The organism is Halococcus saccharolyticus DSM 5350 (genome assembly GCF_000336915.1).
Classification (GTDB): Archaea; Halobacteriota; Halobacteria; order Halobacteriales; family Halococcaceae; genus Halococcus; species Halococcus saccharolyticus.
In genome coordinates this window covers 117895-137290 of record NZ_AOMD01000012.1, presented here as the reverse complement: position 1 = coordinate 137290, position 19396 = coordinate 117895, and the positions used below count along the sequence as shown (strand labels likewise).

The 19396-nt window shown below is 64.7% G+C and carries 18 protein-coding genes, 1 tRNA gene and 2 pseudogenes; 4 read left to right on the top strand and 17 right to left on the bottom strand.

Going from position 1 to position 19396, the window contains the following annotated elements; all coding sequences use genetic code 11:
- Window positions 1-24 precede the first annotated feature (24 nt).
- The 5 genes and pseudogenes from C449_RS03850 to C449_RS17375 all read right to left on the bottom strand — a co-directional run bounded on the left by C449_RS03850 (window position 25) and on the right by C449_RS17375 (window position 2216).
- A tRNA-Arg gene (locus tag C449_RS03850) sits at window positions 25-97 on the bottom strand.
- A 57-nt stretch (window positions 98-154) separates the two neighbouring features.
- The gene (locus C449_RS03845) at window positions 155-739 is read right to left on the bottom strand and encodes a 2Fe-2S iron-sulfur cluster-binding protein (protein WP_006076618.1); all 585 of its coding nucleotides are present in this window, start codon (window positions 737-739) and stop codon (window positions 155-157) included.
- 302 nt (window positions 740-1041) lie between these two features.
- A pseudogene (locus C449_RS18960) lies at window positions 1042-1128 on the bottom strand (6-phosphogluconate dehydrogenase); the annotation flags it as partial.
- A gap of 81 nt (window positions 1129-1209) precedes the next feature.
- Window positions 1210-1881 (bottom strand): annotated as a pseudogene (locus C449_RS03840) (NADP-dependent phosphogluconate dehydrogenase); the annotation flags it as partial.
- A 56-nt stretch (window positions 1882-1937) separates the two neighbouring features.
- Window positions 1938-2216 (bottom strand): hypothetical protein, encoded by a 279-nt coding sequence (locus C449_RS17375; RefSeq protein WP_080504886.1) that lies wholly within the window; start codon window positions 2214-2216, stop codon window positions 1938-1940.
- A 246-nt stretch (window positions 2217-2462) separates the two neighbouring features.
- On the opposite strand from C449_RS17375, the gene C449_RS03830 reads away from it, so the two are divergent.
- Window positions 2463-5102, top strand: coding sequence for a valine--tRNA ligase (locus C449_RS03830; protein ID WP_006076615.1), 2640 nt, complete (start codon window positions 2463-2465; stop codon window positions 5100-5102).
- 123 nt (window positions 5103-5225) lie between these two features.
- On the opposite strand, the gene C449_RS03825 is transcribed toward C449_RS03830, so the two are convergent.
- Window positions 5226-5681 carry a 30S ribosomal protein S19e gene (locus C449_RS03825; RefSeq protein WP_006076614.1) on the bottom strand — a complete coding sequence of 152 codons (456 nt, stop codon included), beginning with the start codon at window positions 5679-5681 and terminating at the stop codon, window positions 5226-5228.
- Between the two features lie 48 nt (window positions 5682-5729).
- Window positions 5730-6746 carry a lysylphosphatidylglycerol synthase transmembrane domain-containing protein gene (locus tag C449_RS03820; RefSeq protein WP_006076613.1) on the bottom strand — a complete coding sequence of 339 codons (1017 nt, stop codon included), beginning with the start codon at window positions 6744-6746 and terminating at the stop codon, window positions 5730-5732.
- Between the two features lie 128 nt (window positions 6747-6874).
- Between C449_RS03820 and thiL the strand changes: the two genes are divergently transcribed.
- Entirely contained in the window at window positions 6875-7744 is an 870-nt protein-coding gene (gene thiL / locus C449_RS03815; RefSeq protein ID WP_006076611.1) for a thiamine-phosphate kinase, read from the top strand.
- Window positions 7745-8007: 263 nt separating this feature from the next.
- Here thiL and rocF read toward each other — a convergent pair whose 3' ends face one another.
- A complete protein-coding gene (rocF, locus tag C449_RS03810) occupies window positions 8008-8919 on the bottom strand; it encodes an arginase (RefSeq protein ID WP_006076610.1) in 912 nt (303 codons plus the stop codon).
- Window positions 8920-8982: 63 nt separating this feature from the next.
- Window positions 8983-9900 carry an NAD-dependent epimerase/dehydratase family protein gene (locus C449_RS03805; RefSeq protein ID WP_006076608.1) on the bottom strand — a complete coding sequence of 306 codons (918 nt, stop codon included), beginning with the start codon at window positions 9898-9900 and terminating at the stop codon, window positions 8983-8985.
- A 126-nt stretch (window positions 9901-10026) separates the two neighbouring features.
- On the opposite strand from C449_RS03805, the gene C449_RS03800 reads away from it, so the two are divergent.
- Entirely contained in the window at window positions 10027-10551 is a 525-nt protein-coding gene (locus tag C449_RS03800; RefSeq protein WP_006076606.1) for an Rrf2 family transcriptional regulator, read from the top strand.
- Window positions 10552-10574: 23 nt separating this feature from the next.
- On the opposite strand, the gene C449_RS03795 is transcribed toward C449_RS03800, so the two are convergent.
- The 8 genes from C449_RS03795 to mfnA form a co-directional block, all read right to left on the bottom strand.
- Entirely contained in the window at window positions 10575-11177 is a 603-nt protein-coding gene (locus tag C449_RS03795) for a winged helix-turn-helix transcriptional regulator (protein ID WP_049913875.1), read from the bottom strand.
- Window positions 11178-11259: 82 nt separating this feature from the next.
- Window positions 11260-12462, bottom strand: a complete 1203-nt coding sequence (locus tag C449_RS03790; RefSeq protein WP_006076603.1) for an SPFH domain-containing protein — start codon at window positions 12460-12462, stop codon at window positions 11260-11262.
- A gap of 78 nt (window positions 12463-12540) precedes the next feature.
- Window positions 12541-13137 carry an NfeD family protein gene (locus tag C449_RS03785; RefSeq protein ID WP_006076602.1) on the bottom strand — a complete coding sequence of 199 codons (597 nt, stop codon included), beginning with the start codon at window positions 13135-13137 and terminating at the stop codon, window positions 12541-12543.
- 45 nt (window positions 13138-13182) lie between these two features.
- Window positions 13183-13404, bottom strand: a complete 222-nt coding sequence (locus tag C449_RS03780) for a DUF7312 domain-containing protein (protein WP_006076601.1) — start codon at window positions 13402-13404, stop codon at window positions 13183-13185.
- Window positions 13405-13556: 152 nt separating this feature from the next.
- Window positions 13557-13766: a hypothetical protein gene (locus tag C449_RS03775; RefSeq protein WP_006076600.1), complete on the bottom strand. Its 210-nt coding sequence runs from the start codon at window positions 13764-13766 to the stop codon at window positions 13557-13559.
- Window positions 13767-13993: 227 nt separating this feature from the next.
- A complete protein-coding gene (gene metG, locus C449_RS03770) occupies window positions 13994-16063 on the bottom strand; it encodes a methionine--tRNA ligase (protein WP_006076599.1) in 2070 nt (689 codons plus the stop codon).
- Window positions 16064-16381: 318 nt separating this feature from the next.
- Window positions 16382-16945: a YqaA family protein gene (locus C449_RS03765; protein ID WP_241430070.1), complete on the bottom strand. Its 564-nt coding sequence runs from the start codon at window positions 16943-16945 to the stop codon at window positions 16382-16384.
- A gap of 64 nt (window positions 16946-17009) precedes the next feature.
- Window positions 17010-18095: a tyrosine decarboxylase MfnA gene (gene mfnA, locus C449_RS03760; protein ID WP_006076597.1), complete on the bottom strand. Its 1086-nt coding sequence runs from the start codon at window positions 18093-18095 to the stop codon at window positions 17010-17012.
- Window positions 18096-18269: 174 nt separating this feature from the next.
- Here mfnA and C449_RS03755 point away from each other — a divergent pair, with 174 nt between their 5' ends.
- A complete protein-coding gene (locus C449_RS03755) occupies window positions 18270-19106 on the top strand; it encodes an ABC transporter permease subunit (protein WP_049913868.1) in 837 nt (278 codons plus the stop codon).
- The last annotated feature ends 290 nt before the right edge of the window (window positions 19107-19396 follow it).

Genomic DNA, 19396 nt, shown 5'->3' with positions numbered 1-19396 from the left:
GGCTGTAGTCCGTTCAAAAACGAACGGGCGCGACGGGATTTGAACCCGCGACGTCTTGGTCCGGAACCAAGAACTCTATCCACTGAGCTACGCGCCCACGATCATCAGTAACGCCGATGCCGATTTAGTCGTTGTGAAAATCGCCCGTGCCGCGTTAGGGCGTCTCGCTGGTTTCGAGCGTGAGGTCGGCAGTCGGATAGGCCACACAGGTAAGCGTGTAGCCATCGCCGAGCTCGTCCTCGCTGAGCATCTCCTGACCGTCGTGGGTCACGTAGTCCTCGGAGGGGCCGTCGGTGACTTGGCCGCCACACGAGACGCACTGGCCCTGTCGACAGGCGTAGGGCAGGTCCCAGCCCTCGTCTTCGCCGGCATCGAGGAGGGTTTCGTTCTCCTTGACCTCGATCGTCTCGCCCTCCTTCACGTACTCGACCTCGAAACTCTCGGCCTCGTCGTCGGGGATCGCCGACGGGCTCTGTTCTTCCTCTTCGTCCTCGCCCTCCGCGAGCTCGCCCTCGGCTTCGCCGCCACCGCCGACCGCGCTTCCCGGAACCGCCCCGCCGCCGATCGAGCGGTTCATCGGCTCGGGGAAATCGGTTTCAGGGACGCTCTCGGCGCGGTGTTCGAGGATGTCCTGGGAGATGTCGTCCGGAATGACTCGTTCGGTGCCTGGCGAAAAATGCAGCGCTACCATGACGAGCACAGCCAAGAGCCCAATGGAGAGACCGACGACCTCGACCATGACCGCGCTATGGAATCGTGGTTTAACTAGCTGTTGATTTCCCACTTTTTGCTACGCTCAGTCGCTCCCTGCGGTCGCTCCTTCGCTTGCAAAAACGTGGGGAAAAAGCGCCGCGCGCTCCCGGTGGTCGCGCTTGCGCCCGCTCGTTCACATCCGTTCGCTCGCGATGCGATCGCTAACATCTCCGCAACCGTACAGCACCGCCGAAGCCCTCGGCCGTTCGCTACGCTCACGGCCTCGCCCTTCATCCACCAGGGACCACCACCGCACCGCAACCACTACGGCCGCCGCACCACGGCCGCCTACCGCCTGGCAATCTCGTGGCGACCGAATCCGTATCGGAGTCGGTTGGCGAGTCGTCGGGCGAAGCGGCCCTCGTCGGCCCGGATCAGACCGAGATCGAACCAGAGAGCGGGGACGCAGGATCGGCAGACGACGGGGGAGCGTCGGCGAGACCGGACCGATNNNNGGAACGCCTCCTCACAGAGTTCGAGCAGCCACGATCGGATGACTGCGCCGTTGTTCCAGGTGCGAGCGACGGCTTCGAGGTCGAGATCGTACCGCCCGTCGTGGAGAAGTTCGAACCCCTCGCCGTAGGCCTCCATCAGCGCGTACTCCACGCCGTTGTGAACCATCTTGACGTAGTGGCCCGCGCCCGCGGGCCCCATCCTGGCGTGACCGTCGGGACCCGTCGCCACCGCATCGAAAATCGGCGTGAGTTCGTCGTAGGCCCAGTCCGGTCCGCCGATCATCAGCGAAAACCCGAGTTCCGCGCCGGCCGGCCCGCCGGAAGTCCCACAGTCGAGGTACGCCGCCGGCGTCGCGTCGGCCCGGCGCACCGACGCCTCGAAGTGTGAGTTGCCGCCGTCGATCACCACATCGTCGCCGTCGAGGTGGGCTTCGAGGTCGTCGAGCGCGGCGTCGATGGCCTCGCCTGCGGGCACCATCAGCCAGATCCGTTTTTCGCTGCCGAGTCGGTCAACGAGGTCCCCGATGGAGTCGGCCGGTTCGGCTCCCGCCGCCGCGGCGGTCGCGACGGCCTCCTCGTCCACGTCGAAGGCGACCACATCGTGGCCCGCATCGAGCACGCGCTCGGTCACGATCCGTCCCATCCGCCCGAGTCCGACGACGCCCAGTTGCATACCCGCCCCTCCGCGGGCGCGCAGGTAGGGGTTGTGGTTCGGGCGGACTTCGATTGCTACCCGCTCCGCTCGTCGTCCGGAGTCGGTTCGGATGGCGACGTGCCGTCGGCGACTGCACGTTCCAGGATACGACGCTCACGGGAATCGAGGTCGTGTGTTCTGCCAGACCGAGTTCCTGGAACCAGATCCTCGACGGTCGCTCCCTGATGCCTCGCGACGCGTTCGACGAGTTCGCCGTCTTGCATCCGCTGGAGGCCGTTCCAGAGGCCGAGGAACAACACTGTAGGCGCGACGCAGACGAACACGCCGACCAGCACACGAAACAGGAGGTCCACGGAGTGTGATAGCGTCTATCGTACTAAGCAGTAACGTCCCTCGTTGTTTTGACATGAACCTCGACGGTTATCGAGCGACATCGATCGGACGTTTTGATGCGGTGTCGCCCAACACGAACGTTTATACGACGGACTCGCCTGGAGGGAGTCATGAGCGTGATGTCGTCGGTAGTACGTCGCTAACCGACCGGCCCGCACGTTCTCGACACAGCTATTCGCCCAGCCGTGGGCACCCGATCACGAACCATGACAGAGCTATCTGAAACCTACGACCCCGAAGCTCTCGAAGCCAAATGGCGCGAGGAGTGGCACGAATCCGACCTGTATCGCTACGATGACGACAATGATGACACCGACACACAGTACGTCATCGACACACCACCGCCGTACCCGACAGGGGATTTCCACATCGGAAACGCGCTCGGGTGGTGTTACATGGATTTCGCCGCGCGATACCACCGTCTCCAGGGGGAGAACGTCTCCTTCCCGCAGGGATGGGACTGCCATGGGCTCCCCACGGAAGTAAAAGTGGAGGAAAATCAAGATATTCGCCGGACGGAAGTCTCTCGCGAGGAGTTCCGGGAACTCTGCATCGAGCACACCGAGGGGCAGATCGACGCGATGAAGGAGACCATGGGCCGTCTCGGCTTCTCTCAGGACTGGTCCCAGGAGTACCGCACGATGGACTCCGAATACTGGGGGAAGACCCAACGCTCGTTCGTCGAAATGGCCGAGAAGGGGTACGTTCACCGCGACGAGCATCCTGTGAACTGGTGTCCACGGTGTGAGACCGCGATCGCCGACGCCGAAGTCGAGAACATCGACACCGAGGGAACGCTCTCGACGGTCCGCTTTTCGGGCGTCGACAACGACGACATCGAGATCGCCACCACCCGCCCCGAACTGCTCGCGGCCTGCGTCGGGATGGCGGTCGATCCCGACGACGAGCGCTACGCAGACCGGGTGGGTGACACCTTCGAGGTGCCGCTGTTCGGCCAGGAAGTCGAACTGATCGCCGACGAGGAGGTCGACGGCGACTTTGGTACTGGTGCGGTGATGATCTGCACCTTCGGCGACAAACAAGACGTCGACTGGTGGGCGGAGTACGATCTCGACCTCCGACCCGTCGTGACCGAGGACGGTCGACTCGCGGAGGACGTCCCGGAGTTCGGCGGGCTCGCGATCGACGAGGCGAAGGCGAAGATCAGCACCGCGCTCCAGAAGGAGGGGTATCTTCAAGACGAGGAGCCGATCGAGCAGTCGGTCGGGGCGTGCTGGCGGTGTGACACGCCGATCGAGATCCTCTCGAAGGAGCAGTGGTTCGTCCGGGTCGATCGCGAGGAGATACTCGGCAAAGCCCAAGAGATCGACTGGATTCCCGAGCACATGTACGGCCGGCTCGAAGAGTGGACCGAAGGGATGGAGTGGGACTGGGTAATCAGCCGCCAGCGCGTGTTCGCCACCCCGATCCCGGCGTGGTCGTGCGACGAGTGCGATCACTGGCACATCGCGACGCTCGACGAACTCCCCGCCGAACCCACCGAGGACGATCCCGATATCGAGTGTCCGGACTGTGGCGCGGACGCCTGGACCGGCGAGACCGACGTGATGGACACCTGGATGGACTCGTCGATCTCGGCGCTCCACGCCGCAGGCTGGCCCGACGCCGAGTTCACTCCCGTGCAGCTCCGCGAGCAGGGCCACGAGATCATCCGGACGTGGGCCTTCTACACGATCCTCCGGACGGCCGCGCTCGAAGGCGAGAAACCGTGGGACGAGGCGCTCATCAACGGGATGGTTCTGGGGACCGACGGCAACAAGATGAGCAAATCGAAGGACAACTCGGTTGCGCCCGAGGAAGTCGTCAAGGAACACTCCGCCGACGCGTTCCGCCAGGCGATGGCGCTCGGCGGCCAGCCGGGAAGCGACATCCAGTTCCAGCCGAAAGAAGTCACGAGCGCCTCGCGCTTCCTCACGAAGCTCTGGAACATCACGCGATTCGCGAGCCAGCATCTCGACGCCGAGAGCGGCGGATCAGCGGCCGACGACGGAGCGTTCGACGAGGCTGCCACCGACGCTGACCGCTGGATCCTCTCGCGGTGCGCGCGGGTCGCCGACGAGGTCGCGGCCGACATGGACGAGTACCGGTTCGATCGGGCGCTCCGGAAGGTTCGGGAGTTCGTCTGGCACGACCTCGCCGACGACTACGTCGAACTCATCAAGGGACGCCTGTACGAGGGAGACCCGGCGGAACGCGACGCCGCACGCCACGCGCTCTCGACGACACTTTCCGCGTCGCTCCGACTCCTCGCACCGTTCTCGCCGTTCCTTGCCGAGGAGGCGTACCACCACCTGCCCGATACGTCGGGGAGCGTCCACGCCGCCGCGTGGCCCGCACTCGACATCGCCGACGACGCCGCGGAGGCCCGTGGCGAACGGATCGCCGCAGTCGCGAGTGCGGTCCGGGCGTGGAAATCCGACGAAGGAATGGCGCTCAACGCCGATCTCGATCGGATCGAGGTCTACGCCGACGGAATCGCCGAACTCGACACCGGCGATCTGAGCGCGACGGTGAACGCTCCAGTGACAGTCGAGACGGGCGAACCCGACGTGGAGATGGTGGCGGTGGGTGTCGATCCCGACCACAGCACGATCGGCCCCGAGTTCCGCGATCAGGCTGGCGCGGTCGTGGGCGCGCTCGAAGCCGCCGATCCCGCGACTATCGAGCGCCAGAAGCGTGAAGACGGGAGGATCGAGATCGATCTCGACGGGGAGACGGTCACGCTCGACGGCGACGCGGTCGCGGTCGAGCGCGAGCAGCGCGTCGCGGGCGAGGAGGTCGCGGTCCTCGACGCCGAGGACACGACGGTGCTCGTGTTCCCGTAACGCCGCTGTTCAGCCGGTTCGCAGAAGCCGATCTATCGGTCAGAGACGGCACGTTCAGCTACCGATCGCGACGATCGAAGAAGTACCGAGCGTCCCGATCCGGGACGCTCGACGGCTGTGTTCTCAGGCGTAGCGTTCGAGTTCGGGGCGGTCGAGGTCGGAGAGCACGTCGCCCGCGGTGTCGTCGAGCAGACTCTGACCGTCGGCGGTGACACGTCGGCCCTCGCCCTCGGCAGTCTCGACGAGATCCTCGGCTTCGAGCTGCTGGAGGGCGGTTCGGATGATCTTCCCGCTACCTTCGGTCTTTTTCGCCGGCGCGACGCCGTAGCGGTTCGAGCCGTCCTTGGTGTCGCCGTAGGCGGTCGTGAGCCGGTCGACGCCGATCTCGCCGTCGATGGCGACCCGTCGGAGGAGGCTGGCAGCGCGGGTTCGCCAGAAGTCCTCCTGTTCGGGCGGGAGCTCGCGACCCGCGCCGGTCTTTGCATACGTCGCCCAGTCGGGGCGTTCGATACTCTCGGGGAGGCGTTCGACGAGCGCCTCGATGAGCGCATCCGCCGGAACGTCGTAGAGAGTTGCCATACGTACGAAACGCTCGCGGGTGGGGTTAAACGCGTCGGTAGCGCTCCGTCAGCGGTCGGCGAGCACCGCCGCGGTGCCCCCGCCGATGACGGTCGGGAGGAGATAGGTCGCGCCGCGATGGATGAGGACGGCGGCCGTCACGGTCGCCAGCGGGAGCCCGGTGGTTGCGAGAACGAGCGCACCGAGGACCGCTTCGACACCGCCGAGCCCGCCGGGGAGTGGCGTGATGCTCGCCATCGCGCCTGTCGGGATGGCCACCAGCACGACGGCGGGCGAGACAGTGTGTCCGAGCGCGAACAGCGAGAGCCAGAGCGAGGTCGCGAGCCCGACCCAGCCCGCCGTCGAGAAGACGAGTGCGAACACCAGTCCACGGGGGTTGGTGGCGACGCGCTCGACGGCCGTGAAGAAGCCCTCGATCCGGCGTTCGAGGGCGGCCCGGCTCGGAGCCGATCGGCGCGGCACGAGCTCGCCGAGGCGCTGGAGGAACGGAGCGAGCGAGTCGACCGCGGTCCGTTCGAGCCGATAGCGGTTGCGCCACCCGAGCACCACCGCGATCGGGAGTACGACCGCGAACGCCACCACCGCGATCGTCGCGTATTCGAGGTTTTCGCCGAACGTGATCGACGTCGCGAAGTAGCCCAGCCCGACGAGTGCGAGCCCGATCGAGGGAACGAAGTTGAGCGCGTCGACGCTCGCGATCGCCGCGAGCCCGGTCTCGTACTCGCGGTCCGTGGCCCGCGAGATGAGCAGCGCGCTCACCGGCTCGCCGCCAGCCTGACCGAACGGCGTGACGTTGTTGGCGAACGTCGCCCCCGCGAAGACGAGGACGGCCGCCGGTACCGTGATCGGTGCGCCGAGCACACTGAGTACCGTGTGGAGCGACATTCCCCACGCGCTGAGCCAGCAGATCGCGATGACCACGATCCCGAGCAGCACGGGCAGGCTGGCCCCCGAGAGCGCGTCGATCGTGTCACTGATTCCGACGCCCCAGACGAGGACGGCGAGAACGCAGAGCGCACCCGCAAAGCCGATGAGCGTGGCTCTGAGATCGTCGCCGCGGATCATGTCGGTGTCGAAAGAGCGACCTCGGGATGAACCCTCCGGAACGCGTTCGAGATCGGCGTCCGAAACGACGGATCGTTCGTCCCCACCGGGATCGAACGGGTTTTCCTCACCGCTATCGAACGCCCGTCATGGACGAGCGGGCGGCTCTCGACAGCCTCGCCGGGCGCATCCCTGCTGCGGGCGACGACTGTGCAGTCGTCGATGGGTCGGTGCTCACGACCGACATGCTTCACGAGTCGACCGACTTCCCCGACGGGACGACGCGGTACACCGCGGGCTGGCGCGCGGTCGGGGCGTCGCTGTCGGATGTGGCCGCGATGGGAGCCTCGGCTCGCGCGGCAGTCGCGGTCTACGCCGCCCCCGAACTCGACGAGGAGGACCTGAACGCGTTCGTCGACGGCGCGCGCGATGTCTGTGAGGCGTGCGGGGCGGAGTACGTCGGCGGCGACCTCGACAGCCACGACGAGTTCACCGTCACGACGACCGCACTCGGCCGGACCGACGACGCCGTGTTGCGGTCGGGTGCGGAGCCGGGTGAGGCGGTCTGTGTGACCGGCCGACTCGGGCGGAGCGGTGCGGCGCTTCGGCTGTTCGCGACGGGTGAGAACGACCGTGCGAACGAACTGTTTCGGTTCACGCCGCGGATCGCGGCCAGCGAGGTGATCGCGCCGCACGCGGGCGCGATGATGGATAGCAGCGACGGGCTCGCCCGCTCGCTCCACCAGTTGGCCGCGGCGAGCGACTGTGGCTTCGCGGTCGATACGCCGCTGCCAGTCGCCGATGCGGTCGGCGAGGTCGCCACCGATCCAGCCGAGAAACGCGAGTTGAGTGTCTTCTTCGGCGAGGATTTCGAGCTCGTGTTCACCGTCCCCGAGAGCGAACTCGACGCTATCCGCGAGGCCGCACCCGTCGCCATCACACGGATCGGTTCGGTCGTCGAAAGCGGCGTGACGCTCGACGGCGACCCGCTCGACGATCGAGGCTACACCCACGGATAGCGCGCCGCGCGGCCGCAGCGGTGCGGTTGCGGCGGCGGGTGTGGTGGCGGTTCCTGGCGGATGAAGGGCGAGATCACGAACGGAATGAGTGACCGAGGGCTTCGGCGGTGCTGTGCGGTTGTGGAACGGGTGGCGACGAGTGCTAGTGTTACTACCGCGAACGAGCCGCAGGCGAGTGAGCGGGTGTTTTTAGTCCAGGTTTTTGGACGGGGTTCGACCGACGCCGCAGGCGCGAGGGAGGACCCCGTGTAAAAAAGTGGGTTCTAGAGCACGCGCTTGCCGAGCGCGCTCGCCACCAGTTCGACGCCGAGTTCGGCGGTCTCGTTGTGCGAGTCGAGGATCGGGTTCGCCTCGACGAGTTCGAGCGAGCGGAGGACACCTGTATCCGCATCACGGTCGGCGACGGTTTCGAGCGCGGAGTGGGCCTCGCGGTAGGTGACGCCGCCACGGACGGGAGTACCGACGCCCGGGGCGTGGGACGGATCGAGCCAGTCGAGATCGAGACTAACGTGGATTCCGTCGACACCATCGGTAGCGATATCGAGCGCTTCCTCGGTGACATCGACGACGCCGCGCTGGTCGATGTCGGACATGGTGTAGGCCGTAATCGCGCTGTCACGGATGCGCTCGCGTTCGGGTTCGTCGACGCTGCGGAGGCCGACGAGGACGACGTTCTCCTCGCGGAGACCGGGCGCGTTCGCCCACGGCGTGTCGGCGAACGTCCCCATCCCCAGCGCGGCCGCGAGCGGCATCCCGTGAACGTTGCCCGAGGGCGTGGTCTCGGGCGTGTTGACGTCGCTATGAGCGTCGAACCAGATCGCGCCGATCTCGGCGTCGCGCGACGCGCCGACCAGCGTACCGATCGCGATCGAGTGATCGCCCCCCAAGACGAGCGGGAGCGCGCCGTCGTCGAGCGAGGACGCGACCTCGTCGGCGAGCCGCGTACAGACCGACTCGACTTCGTCGAGATACTTCGCGTTGGCCTCGATCGACCTCGCCTCGGGATCGCGCTCCTCGGCGTGGGGAACCGTGAGATCGCCGGCATCGACGCACGAGCGACCGATATTGCCGAGCGTCGAGGCGAGTCCGGCGTATCGGATGGCCGAGGGGCCCATGTCGACGCCCCGCCGGTCGGCTCCGAGGTCCATCGGGACGCCGATCGTACTGATCGTCATGGGAGCACCTCGATGGCAGGGGATAAAAATCGGCTGTGATGGCCGCGGCGACTGGGGCCGCGGCTACTGATACTGCGCGCAGACCCGTCGGATTCCCTCTTCGAAGTCGATCTGGGGTTCCCAGCCGGTCGCGTCGTGCATCTTCGTGGCGTCGGCCATCGTATCGTGGACGAACATGTCCTCGTCGATGGGGTTCTCGACGTGTTCGGGCTCGATGTCGGTGCCGAGTTCGTCGTTCAACATCGCGACGACCGTGTTCGCGGAGTAGCTCTCGCCTGTCCCGAGGTTGTAGATCCCCGTCAACCGGTTGTCGGCGGCGAGTTCGAGTCCGCGGACGATGTCCGAGACGTGGGTGAAGTCCCGGGTGTGCGAGCCGTCGCCGTAGATGACCGGCGGGCGACCGTTCGCGAGGTCGTCGGCGAACTGGGCGATGATGTTGGCGAACTCGCCCTTGTGCTCTTCCGAGCCGCCGTAGCCCTGATACACCGAGAAAAAGCGCATCCCAGCGGCCGTCATGTCGTAGCGGTTGGCGAAGTACTCGGCGTAGCGCTCGCGTGCGAGCTTCGAGGCCTCGTAGCCCGACCCGGCCTCGATCGGCATATTTTCGGGCGAGGGCTCGGTCCGGTCGCCGTAGATCGAGGACGTCGAGGCGTAGACCACGGTGTCACAGCCGTTGCGTCGCACTTGCTCGACGGTGTTCACGAACCCCTCGACGTTGACCCGCGCGCCGCGCTGGGGGTTCTCCTCGTGCATCTTCTGGGAGGAGAGCGCCGCGAGGTGGAAGAGGGCGTCCACGTCGCTCGGGAGATCCTCGTCGACCACACTTGCCTCGACGAACTCCACTCCCTCATCGAGGTTGTCGGGCGTCCCGAGGTAGCCGTCGTCGAGCGCGATCACGTCGTTCGTTTCGGCGAGGTGGTTGGCGAGGTTCGACCCGATGAACCCTGCACCACCGGTGACGAGCACGCGCTGGCCCTGCATGGTTCGACGGGGTGTGCCGATCATCAAATCTCTATCGGAACGGTGTCGGTCACGGTGATGACGGAATCGCCGGACCGGAAGCGGACACCCACCGGGTTTAAGTGGGCGTGTCACGAATACGGACATATGTCATCTATCGAACTGACTGACAGTCAGAAGAAGATTCTCCAGGAGCTGGTCGATCTCTACCGTGAGAGCGAGAGCGCTGTGAAAGGCGAGTCGATCGCGGAGATGGTCGACCGCAACCCGGGGACGATCCGCAACCAGATGCAGAGCCTCAAAGCGCTCCAGCTCGTCGAGGGCGTCCCGGGGCCGAAAGGCGGCTACAAGCCGACGGCGAACGCCTACAGCGCGCTCGACATCCAGGAGATGGACGAGCCGGAGACCGTTCCGCTGGCCCACAACGGCGAACGTGTCGAGAACGCGAACGTCCAGGAGATCGATCTCATCAGCGTTCACCACCCCGAGAAATGTCGCGCGGAGATCCACCTCCAGGGATCGGTCCGGGAGTTCCACGACGGCGACTCGGTCACGGTCGGTCCGACACCGAAGTCACACCTCGTGATCGAGGGCGAGATCGACGGCACGGTCGACACTGACAACGTCCTCGTGCTCAACACGAGCGGGATGCGAGCCCCGGCAGAAAACTAAGCGAGACGGCGGTTCTTCAGTTCTCAGCGGTCGAGCCGGATGAGCTTATCAGCCTCGCCCGCGAACCGGACCGTGGCGGCGTCGAAGGAATCAGCGTACCGCACGAGCAGCGTCAGGAGCAGCTCCGGCCGGACGAGGGCGTAGCCGTCGGCGCGCGAGAGGAGTCCCGCGCGTTCGAGGTCGGCGGCGTGTTTACTCACTGTGGGCCGCGAAACCCCGATTTCGCTCGCGAGACCGCTCGCGGTCGCATCGGGATCGGTCAGCAGCGCGCGCACCATTCCGCGTGGCGTCTCGCGACGGAGATAGCCGAGTGCGACCTGTTCGAACTCTTCGAACTCGTTCGCGGGGAAATACCGTCGGTAGTCGCCGTCACGTCGGCTCTCGATCGCCCCATCGTTCTGGAGCCGGCGGAGGTGGTGTTGGGTCTCGCCGGTGCCGAGATCGAGGTCGTCGCGAAGCTTCGAGAAGTGTGCCCCGGGCGTCGTAGCGAGGTAGCCCGCGATACCGTTCCGGGCGTCGTTGTCGTTGTCGTCGGTTGCGAGGTGTGTGAACGGGCCGACTGCCCCGAGCGCGGCGAACTGCCGGAGCGTGGACCGCTTCTGTTCGTCGACCTCGCGCTCAGCCATTGTGGTCTCTTGGAGAAACTTCCGTAAAACCTCTTCGACCGTGCGCACTGCTGTCTCGACCGATCGAAACGACACTCCGCGATCAGTTAGGTTCCGGCTCAGCCTCGCTCTCCTCGGTGCTGCCCGTCTCGGTCCCTTCGGGGCGTTCGGTGCCATCGGTGTCGCTCGTCGTGCCGCCGGGTTCGTCCATCTCAGCGATGACTTGATCGGGGTCCTGGATGTCGCCGGTCGCCTCCCCGGTTTTGATCGCTTCGGCCTCCTGTTCCATCGCCTCGATATCGAGTTCGGCGTCCTCGTCGATGTTGCCGATGATCTCGTCGATGTCGTCGAGTCCGATCAGTTCGCGAGTCTCGTCGTCGAAATCGAGGCTGTCGAGATCCTGGCCGTCTTCCCGAACGTCGCTGCCGGTGAGATGCTTGCCGTACCGACCGAGCATCGAGGAGAGTTCCTGGGGCAGGACGAACGTCGTCGATTCGCCCTGGCCGATCGATTCGAGGGTTTCCATCCCCTTGTCGATCACCGCACGCTCACCCATCGATTCGGCGGATTTCGCTCTCAATACTGTGGAGACTGCATCACCCTGGGCTTCGAGGATCTGGCTCTGCTTTTCACCCTGGGCGCGGATGATGTTCGACTGCTTTTCACCCTCCGCACTCTCGACCGCGCTCCGGCGTTCACCCTGGGCTTCGAGGATCATCGCACGGCGACGCCGCTCGGCGGAGGTCTGCTGTTCCATCGCCTGCTGGACGTCCGCCGAGGGGTTGACTTCGCGAACTTCGACCGACTCGACCCGCACACCCCACTCGTCGGTCGGCTCGTCGAGTTCCTTCCGGATCCGGCCGTTGATCTCCGATCGCTTGCTCAGCGTGTCGTCCAAGTCCATGTCTCCCAAAACTGCTCGCAGCGTGGTCTGGGCGAGATTCGAGACCGCGCGCTTGTAGTCGTCGACCTCGAGGAACGCCTTCTTCGCGTCCATCACCTTGATGTAGACGACGGCGTCGGCAGTCACAGGCGAGTTGTCGCGCGTGATCGCCTCCTGGCGCGGGACGTCCAGAGTCTGGGTCCGCATGTCGAACGGGTAGGTGTTGTTGACGAACGGCGGGACGAAGTTGATCCCGGGTTCGAGCAATTTTCGGTAGTCGCCGAGCACCGTGAGCGCACGTTTCTCGTAGGCGTTGACGATCTCCACCGCGCTGTAGACAGTGATGATCGCGACCGCCAGCACCAACAGTACCACGATCGCCGGAGCGAAACCGAGGCCGGCCTGGAGCGGAACGAGTGTCATCCAGCTTGACTTAGGAAGACGGGGACATAAGGGTTCGGTCGGGAGAAACCGATAGCCGGGACCGGCGGCGACGCCGATTCACGCGGTTTCGCGCTCGCGCTCGTCGTCGGGCTCCTCCTCGCGTCCCCGGGCGAGCTCACGGTCGATGTCGCCCTCGATCGCCGAGAGCGACTCGACGGTGACGACGTTGCCGCCGCCGGGATCGGTGACCATCACGCGCTCGCCCTCGGGGATCTCGCCGTCGAGTGCGCGCGCAGCATAGTAGGGGTTGAACCCGCCGCCGTCGAGTTTGACCTGGCCGCCCGAGTGGGTCACGCGCTCGGTGACCCGTCCCGATTTCCCGCGGAGAGAGTTCGAATCCGTGGTTTGGGCCATGTTCTTCCCGCCGTAGAAATCGAACTTCCGATAGGCGTACAGGGTCCCCGCACCGCTGGCAACCACGACCGCCGCGAGGATGACCGCCAGTATCACGCCGCCGAGACCGAGAGCACCGAGCGCCACCCCGACCATGCCGGCGACCAGCAGCGCAACTCCCAGCACCACGAAGTGCGCACCCGGGGCGAGCGCCTCCAAGCCCATCAATCCGAGCCCGGCGACCACGAGCACCAGCGGGAGCTGGTTGAGGAGGAGGTCCGCCTGGAGCGGGACCGCACCAGCCGCGAACGCCAGTACCATAGTCATGTGTTAGAGCGACGCGTGATTAACTGTTGGGTCCGACGTTCAGACGCCGAGGATCACGAGCAGCGCGACCGCGACCCCGAGGCAAACGAACAGCGTGTTCTCGAGACTCGGAGAGCCGGGTTCGATGTCGGTCGCGCCTGCCTCGCCGAAGACGTCGGTCGCCTCGCCGTCGGCTGACTCCATCCCGGTCCCGTCGCCCCCATCGGTCGCGTCGTCACCGTCCTCGAAGTCGTCGACCGCGTATTTCCAGTCGTCAGCCATACGTCGGAAACGGGTTCCAGCTTGAAGTGCGTGCCGCCAGCCTCGCCAGAACGGAAGCGGCCCCGGTAGAGAACGCGTCAGATTCACTCGAATGTGCTCGACGCAACCGTTTCCGACGCGACATCCGGCGCTGGGCGTACAGCCGCCTCGGACTAGTTAGCGGACTCGTCGTCTTCTTCGGAATCGTCCTCGTCTCCTTCCTTTCGCTCGACGGAAACATCGGCCTCGATTTCGACTTCGATATCCAGATCTTCCGTTTCAAGCGTTGCTTCGGCCTCTTCCGGCTGATCCAGTTCGACTTCCAGTTCGTCTCCATTCACTTCGACTTCGAGCTCGACTTCGACATCCACATCCTCGGTCATACATAGCGAATGAGATAATAGAATCAAAAAGCCACCGATCGTCGGACGTAGTCACCGTATTCCGCAACCGAGTATATAAGCCATTCTGCGATAGCTCTTGGAAGGAGGCCAGTAATCGACGGATCGTCGAGACGGCGGCCGAAAAGATCGACGACGGCCGCATCCAGTCGAAGGTGACGAACTTCTGAATCGGGAGTCAGACGAACGCAGTCCGCTACGAAGGCGTCTCAGCGGACCTTCGTGCCGGGAACGCTGTCGTCGTGGGTAGTGAGCAGGTCCGCATCCTCGCCCGCTGCGAGAACCATTCCGTTCGATTCGACGCCGAACAGCTCGTTCTTCTCGATGTTCGCGAGTACGACCACCCGAGTCCCTGCTAAACTACTGAGATCATGGAGCTGTTTGATTCCCGCGACGACCTGTCGGGTTTCGACGCCGAGATCGACCTCCAGCCGGGCGAGGTCGTCCGCTCCCTCGATCCCCTCGGCAAGTTCGATCTCGCCGACACGGATATCGAGGTCCTGGAACGCCTCGAACCCGATCCGCTCGTCGGCGAGCGCCGCGATCTCGGTGTCGGTCCCGGCGGTATCGTCGTCGGAGCCGTCTTCGTCGGGTGCGTCGTCCGCGTCGCCCTCGCTGGCAGCTGCGATCTGGGCTTCGAGCTCCTCGTTCAGCTCCGCGACGCGGTCGTCGTCGATCTTCGCAAACAGCTCTTCGGGCGCGTCGAAGTCGGCCGACGGTGCCTCGAGCGCCGCGTCGAGGGTAGCGTCGTGGACCGAGCCGGACTCGCCGAGCTGGTTCCAGAGACGTTCGGCGGTGCTCGGCATGACTGGCTCGGCGAGCACCGCGATCGCCTTCGCGAGCTGGATGCAGTCCCGGATGACCGAGCCACGTTCGGGGTCGTCGAGGTTCCACGGCTCGTAACCCTGGATGTACTCGTTGCCGAACTGAGCGAGTTTGACGGGGGCTTGACCGACCGCACGGATGGAGTAATCGTCGACGCCCGCGGCGAAGTCGTCGATTGCGTCCTCGATACGCTCCGTGACTTCCTCGGAAACGTCGCCTGCCGGCGTCCCGTCGTAGTTGCGGTGGGCGAACAGCAGCGACCGATAACAGAAGTTGCCGAGCGTCCCCACTAGCTCGCCGTTGACTCGCTCGGCGAAGCGCTCCCACGAGAAGTCGACGTCCTGCTGGAACCCGGTGCCGGTGGTGACGTAGTACCGGTAGAGGTCGGTGTCGAACCCCTCGTCGAGGTACTCGTCCGCCCAGACGGCCCGGTTCCGGCTGGTCGAGAAGCCCTTGCCATCGAGGTTGACGAACCCGCTCGCCAGCACCGACCGGGGTTCGTTGAAGTCCACCCCGTGAAGGACGGCAGGCCAGAAGACGGTGTGGTGCTGGATGATGTCCCGACCGATGACGTGGATGATCTCCCCTTCGTCCTGCCAGACCTGCTCCCAGTCGTACTCGTCGGCACCGACGCGCTCGGTGTACTGCTTGGTCGAGGCGACGTACTCGATCGGGGCATCGACCCAGACGTAGAGCACGAGGTCCTCCTCGCCGGGATACTCGATCCCCCAGTCGAGATCGCGGGTGATACACCAGTCCTGGAGTTCGCCCTCGATCCATTCACGGGGCTGATTGCGCGCGTTCGCGGTCCCGTCGAGCCGGTCGATGAACTCGCCGAGGTAGTCCTGAAACTCCGAGAGCCGGAGGAACTTGTGCTCGCGGGTGCGGTACTCCGCGGGGTTGCCCGTGATAATACTGGTGGGCTCTTCGATCTCACCCGGTTCGAGATGGCGACCGCAGCCCTCGTCGCACTCGTCGCCGCGGGCGTGCTCGCCGCAGTACGGACAGGTCCCCTCGACGTATCGATCGGGCAGGGGTTGATCCTCTTCGGGATCCCACGCGACTTCGATTTCCTTCTCGTAGATATGACCACCCTCGTCGAGTTCGCTGACGAATCTCTGGGTGAGTTCGATGTTTTCGTCCTCGCCCGTATGGCCGTAGTTGTCGAACTCGACGTCGAACTTCGGGAAGGTCGCTTCGTACTTCTCGTGGTGGCGCAGCGCGAATTCCTCGGGCGAGACGCCCTCGCGCCACGCGTTGACCGCGACGGGCGTGCCGTGCATGTCCGATCCCGAGACGAACGCGGTCTGCTGGCCGAGTGTTTCGAGCGCGCGCGCGAACGCGTCGCCGCCGACGTAGGTTCGGAGGTGGCCGACGTGGAGATCGCCGTTGGCGTACGGCAGTCCACACGTGACCACCGCCGGGTTCTCGGTGGGGAACGACTCGTGGCTCATGGGTAGCGATACCTCGATGCGGGCCTAAAGCCCGCGGTTTTCTCGTTGATGTGCATGATCGGTGACTGGAGTTGTGTCGTAGCTGAAGAGCGAACGATCGGAGAACGCGCCGCGGTTTCTACGCCCGTCCGTCGTCACCGCGTCAGCGGGTTCGACGTACCGGCGGGTCCACCACGCGCTACGCGGGGTGCATAGCGCGCAGTCGCATCGTGCGGTGGACCGTCAGGGACACGCTTTCATGTCCGAACGCGGGACACATAACGGTGTTCCCCACGCCCGGCAGCCGACACTATGGTCGGCGGATCGACGAACCCTGGATCACAAGGCGAAAAACGGCGCGAACACACCCACCGTGACGAGCAGGCGACCCACGCTTCCAGCGAACGTGGCGGCGGCGAACTTCACGTAGTCCTCTTCGAGGACGGTGAACGCGTAGATCGAGAGCGTATCGGGGAAAAAGGGGACAGAGAGCGCGAGCGCGAGGCCGATGTAGCCGTACTCCCGCGCGAGTTCGACCGTCCGGCGCTCGGACCACTCCACGACGTCGAACCGCGATTCGCGGAGCCGGTCGATAACGGGACCGGACTGTCGTTTCGCCTCGTGGCCCAGGTGGAACGCGACCACGCTGCCGGCGGCCTTGGCGGAACCGCTCACGAGCATGATGACGCCGATCGCGACGGGTTCGGACAGTCCGAACCCGAGACCGGTCGCGGCGGGGACGAGGACGACCTCGCTCGGCAACGGCAGCACGATCGCGATCAGAAACGAGTACGCCGCGATGACGAGGAGGCCGAGTGGTCCCGACGCGTTCTCGACCGCTCCCTCCAGCCCGCCGAACTGCAGCGGCACGATCGCCCCGGCCGCGGGATCCGTGAGAATCAGCCACTCCGCGGGCAGGGGAAATGACACGGTCGGGGATCCACGCTCACGGGTCCTAAGTGTGGTGTTATTCGACGCGGTCGAGATCGGTCACGAACCGCCGGAGCGTCTCGCGGGTGACGTGGGGCATACAGACCACCCGAAGGTCGCCCGTCGCCGTGCGCGCGATCCGCCATCCCACCTCACGGAGTGCGTCGAACTCGCTTTCGGGGAGGTCGGCAGCGACCAGCGGCAACTCGGGCTCGACGACGTCGTAGCCCCGTTCGTCGAACGCAGCGGCGAGCCAGTCGGCGTTCGCCTGGCTGCGTTCGGCCTGCTCGCGGTAGCCGTCCGGCCAGAGTTCGTCCATCGCGGCGGCCGCACTCGCGACGCCCGCCCCGCTCCGTGTCCCTGTGAGACTGGCCTGAGAGGCCGATTCGAGATACGGCGTGTCGATCGCGAGCTCATTGAGCAACGATGACGACCGCGCGAGCAGTCCGCCGGCGGGGACGGCTGCCTGACCGAGCTTGTGGGGGTCGATCGTCAGCGTGTCGATGTCGGCGTGACCGAACTGCCAGTCGTGATCGGTGAACGGCAGATGAAAACCGCCCCACGCGGCGTCGACGTGACACAACACCCCGGCCTCCCGGGCGAGATCGGTGATAGCTGGAATGGGATCGATTCTTCCATATTCGGTCGAGCCGGCGACGCCGACCACCGCGACGGTGTCGCTGTCGACGAGTTCGGCCATCACCTCGGGGTCGGCCCGGTACTCGTCGCCGAGCGGTGCGGTCCGGAGTTCGAGGCCGAGCACGGCAGCGGCCTTCTGAAAACTGAAGTGGACGCTCGCGGGCGCGACGATGTTCGCCCGACCGTTCGTCGCCGGATCGCCAGCCGCCCCGCCGTGCATCCCGCGATCGCGCGCGATCCGCATCGCCTGGAGGTTCGCCTCGGTGCCGCCGCTGGTGATGTATCCTGCCGCTTCCGGATGGCCGGCGATCTCGCCGAGCGTCGACACGGCCTCGCGTTCGAGGTCGGCGACGGTTTCGTAGGTGGCAGGATCGCCGGGGTTCGTCGCGAGGAACTCCTCGGCGGCCGCACGGGCCGCGGGGTGGGGTTCCGTACACATCGAAGAGAGGACACGGGAGAACTCCTGCGGGGTGGCCCGCTGCATAGCTATGGCTGGAGTGTGGCAGGTTTAGCCGTTGTGTCTCGACACCGCCGAGACACAACACTCGATGTGCTCGTGATCGGTTCCTCCTGTGTGGTACCTCTTAGTTAGCGGAGTCTGTTGACTGGGTTGGAAATACCATCAAGATTAAGATATGGGTGGGAAAACAGTACGATAATGAGTGTGATCGCTGTCACGAGGAAGGAGTTTCTCGACTCGATTCGTTCGTACACTCTGATTGGACTCATGGCCTTGTTCATGGCTTTCGCTGTCTTCCTAACAGCAATCCAATGGATTCCTGACATGATGGGTTCTACTGGGAACGTGAACACGCTGGCACTTTTGAACAGTATGCGACAACCCTCCGTCTATCTCGTTCCGTTGGTTGGACTGATGGTTGGGTACAAAGCAATTGCTGGTGAACGCACGAGTGGCAGCATCCGGCTCATTCTGGGACTGCCGAACACACGAGGAGAGGTTTTCTTCGGGAAAGTCATCGGTCAAACTGCTGTGGTTTCGGTAGCGATACTGGTCGGCTACGGTGCTGCTGCTCTCGTAGCGTTGATTTCGTACGATTCGTTTGCACTCCTTGAATTCGGACTCTATACGCTGCTCACAGTTCTCTATGCACTGGTTTGTGTTTCGATTGCAGTTGGGTTCTCGGCGAGTACGAAATCACGGAAACGTGCGCTCGCCGGTGCAGTTGCGGTGTACTCGCTGATTTTGATATTATGGGACGTAATCGTGGCAGTACTGCAAACGATGACGATCGGCTATACGGTCCCTGTAGGGGAACAGCCGGCTTGGTTATCGATTTTCTCCGCTCTCAATCCTTCGACAGCGTTCGCCCACGCCACACGAGCAGTCATCCCCGAATATCGTGAAATCACCCGGTTCCCATACCTGCAGACGAATATCTGGCAGGATTGGTATGGGTTCATCGTCATCGGATTGTGGGTTGTCATACCACTAGCTCTGGGTTATCTTTGTTTCAACAGAGCGGATATAGAGTAGCTCCTACCAACCAGGGTCCCGTTCTCCATCGACTTCGTCGTGATCCTCGGTACTGCTCTCGTCAGTTCCGCCTACGCGAGTTCTCGACTGTTCGAGACCCTCTCGCTTCGCTGTTCCGCGATCGTTCTACAGTCGGGCGCTTTCGAGTTTGGTGTCGGAGTAAGTCTCGTGGTAACGTAGACCGTTGTCGCAGCCCTCAACGCAGTGGTATCCGGTGTGAGAATGTAGTGTTTCGATTCGGATGGAAGAGCGGTGTGTCGAACGGCTCGCGGTCAACGGGCCGAACCGTC

Excerpts from the sequence above, each read along its gene's own strand:
- C449_RS03845 (WP_006076618.1), bottom strand. The coding sequence starts at position 739 with ATGGTCGAGGTCGTCGGTCTCTCCATTGGGCTCTTGGCTGTGCTCGTC.
- C449_RS03830 (WP_006076615.1), top strand. The coding sequence starts at position 2,463 with ATGACAGAGCTATCTGAAACCTACGACCCCGAAGCTCTCGAAGCCAAA.
- C449_RS03825 (WP_006076614.1), bottom strand. The coding sequence starts at position 5,681 with ATGGCAACTCTCTACGACGTTCCGGCGGATGCGCTCATCGAGGCGCTC.
- C449_RS03820 (WP_006076613.1), bottom strand. The coding sequence starts at position 6,746 with ATGATCCGCGGCGACGATCTCAGAGCCACGCTCATCGGCTTTGCGGGT.
- thiL (WP_006076611.1), top strand. The coding sequence starts at position 6,875 with ATGGACGAGCGGGCGGCTCTCGACAGCCTCGCCGGGCGCATCCCTGCT.
- rocF (WP_006076610.1), bottom strand. The coding sequence starts at position 8,919 with ATGACGATCAGTACGATCGGCGTCCCGATGGACCTCGGAGCCGACCGG.
- C449_RS03805 (WP_006076608.1), bottom strand. The coding sequence starts at position 9,900 with ATGCAGGGCCAGCGCGTGCTCGTCACCGGTGGTGCAGGGTTCATCGGG.
- C449_RS03800 (WP_006076606.1), top strand. The coding sequence starts at position 10,027 with ATGTCATCTATCGAACTGACTGACAGTCAGAAGAAGATTCTCCAGGAG.
- C449_RS03795 (WP_049913875.1), bottom strand. The coding sequence starts at position 11,177 with ATGGCTGAGCGCGAGGTCGACGAACAGAAGCGGTCCACGCTCCGGCAG.
- C449_RS03790 (WP_006076603.1), bottom strand. The coding sequence starts at position 12,462 with ATGACACTCGTTCCGCTCCAGGCCGGCCTCGGTTTCGCTCCGGCGATC.
- C449_RS03785 (WP_006076602.1), bottom strand. The coding sequence starts at position 13,137 with ATGGTACTGGCGTTCGCGGCTGGTGCGGTCCCGCTCCAGGCGGACCTC.
- C449_RS03780 (WP_006076601.1), bottom strand. The coding sequence starts at position 13,404 with ATGGCTGACGACTGGAAATACGCGGTCGACGACTTCGAGGACGGTGAC.
- C449_RS03775 (WP_006076600.1), bottom strand. The coding sequence starts at position 13,766 with ATGACCGAGGATGTGGATGTCGAAGTCGAGCTCGAAGTCGAAGTGAAT.
- metG (WP_006076599.1), bottom strand. The coding sequence starts at position 16,063 with ATGAGCCACGAGTCGTTCCCCACCGAGAACCCGGCGGTGGTCACGTGT.
- mfnA (WP_006076597.1), bottom strand. The coding sequence starts at position 18,095 with ATGCAGCGGGCCACCCCGCAGGAGTTCTCCCGTGTCCTCTCTTCGATG.
- C449_RS03755 (WP_049913868.1), top strand. The coding sequence starts at position 18,270 with ATGAGTGTGATCGCTGTCACGAGGAAGGAGTTTCTCGACTCGATTCGT.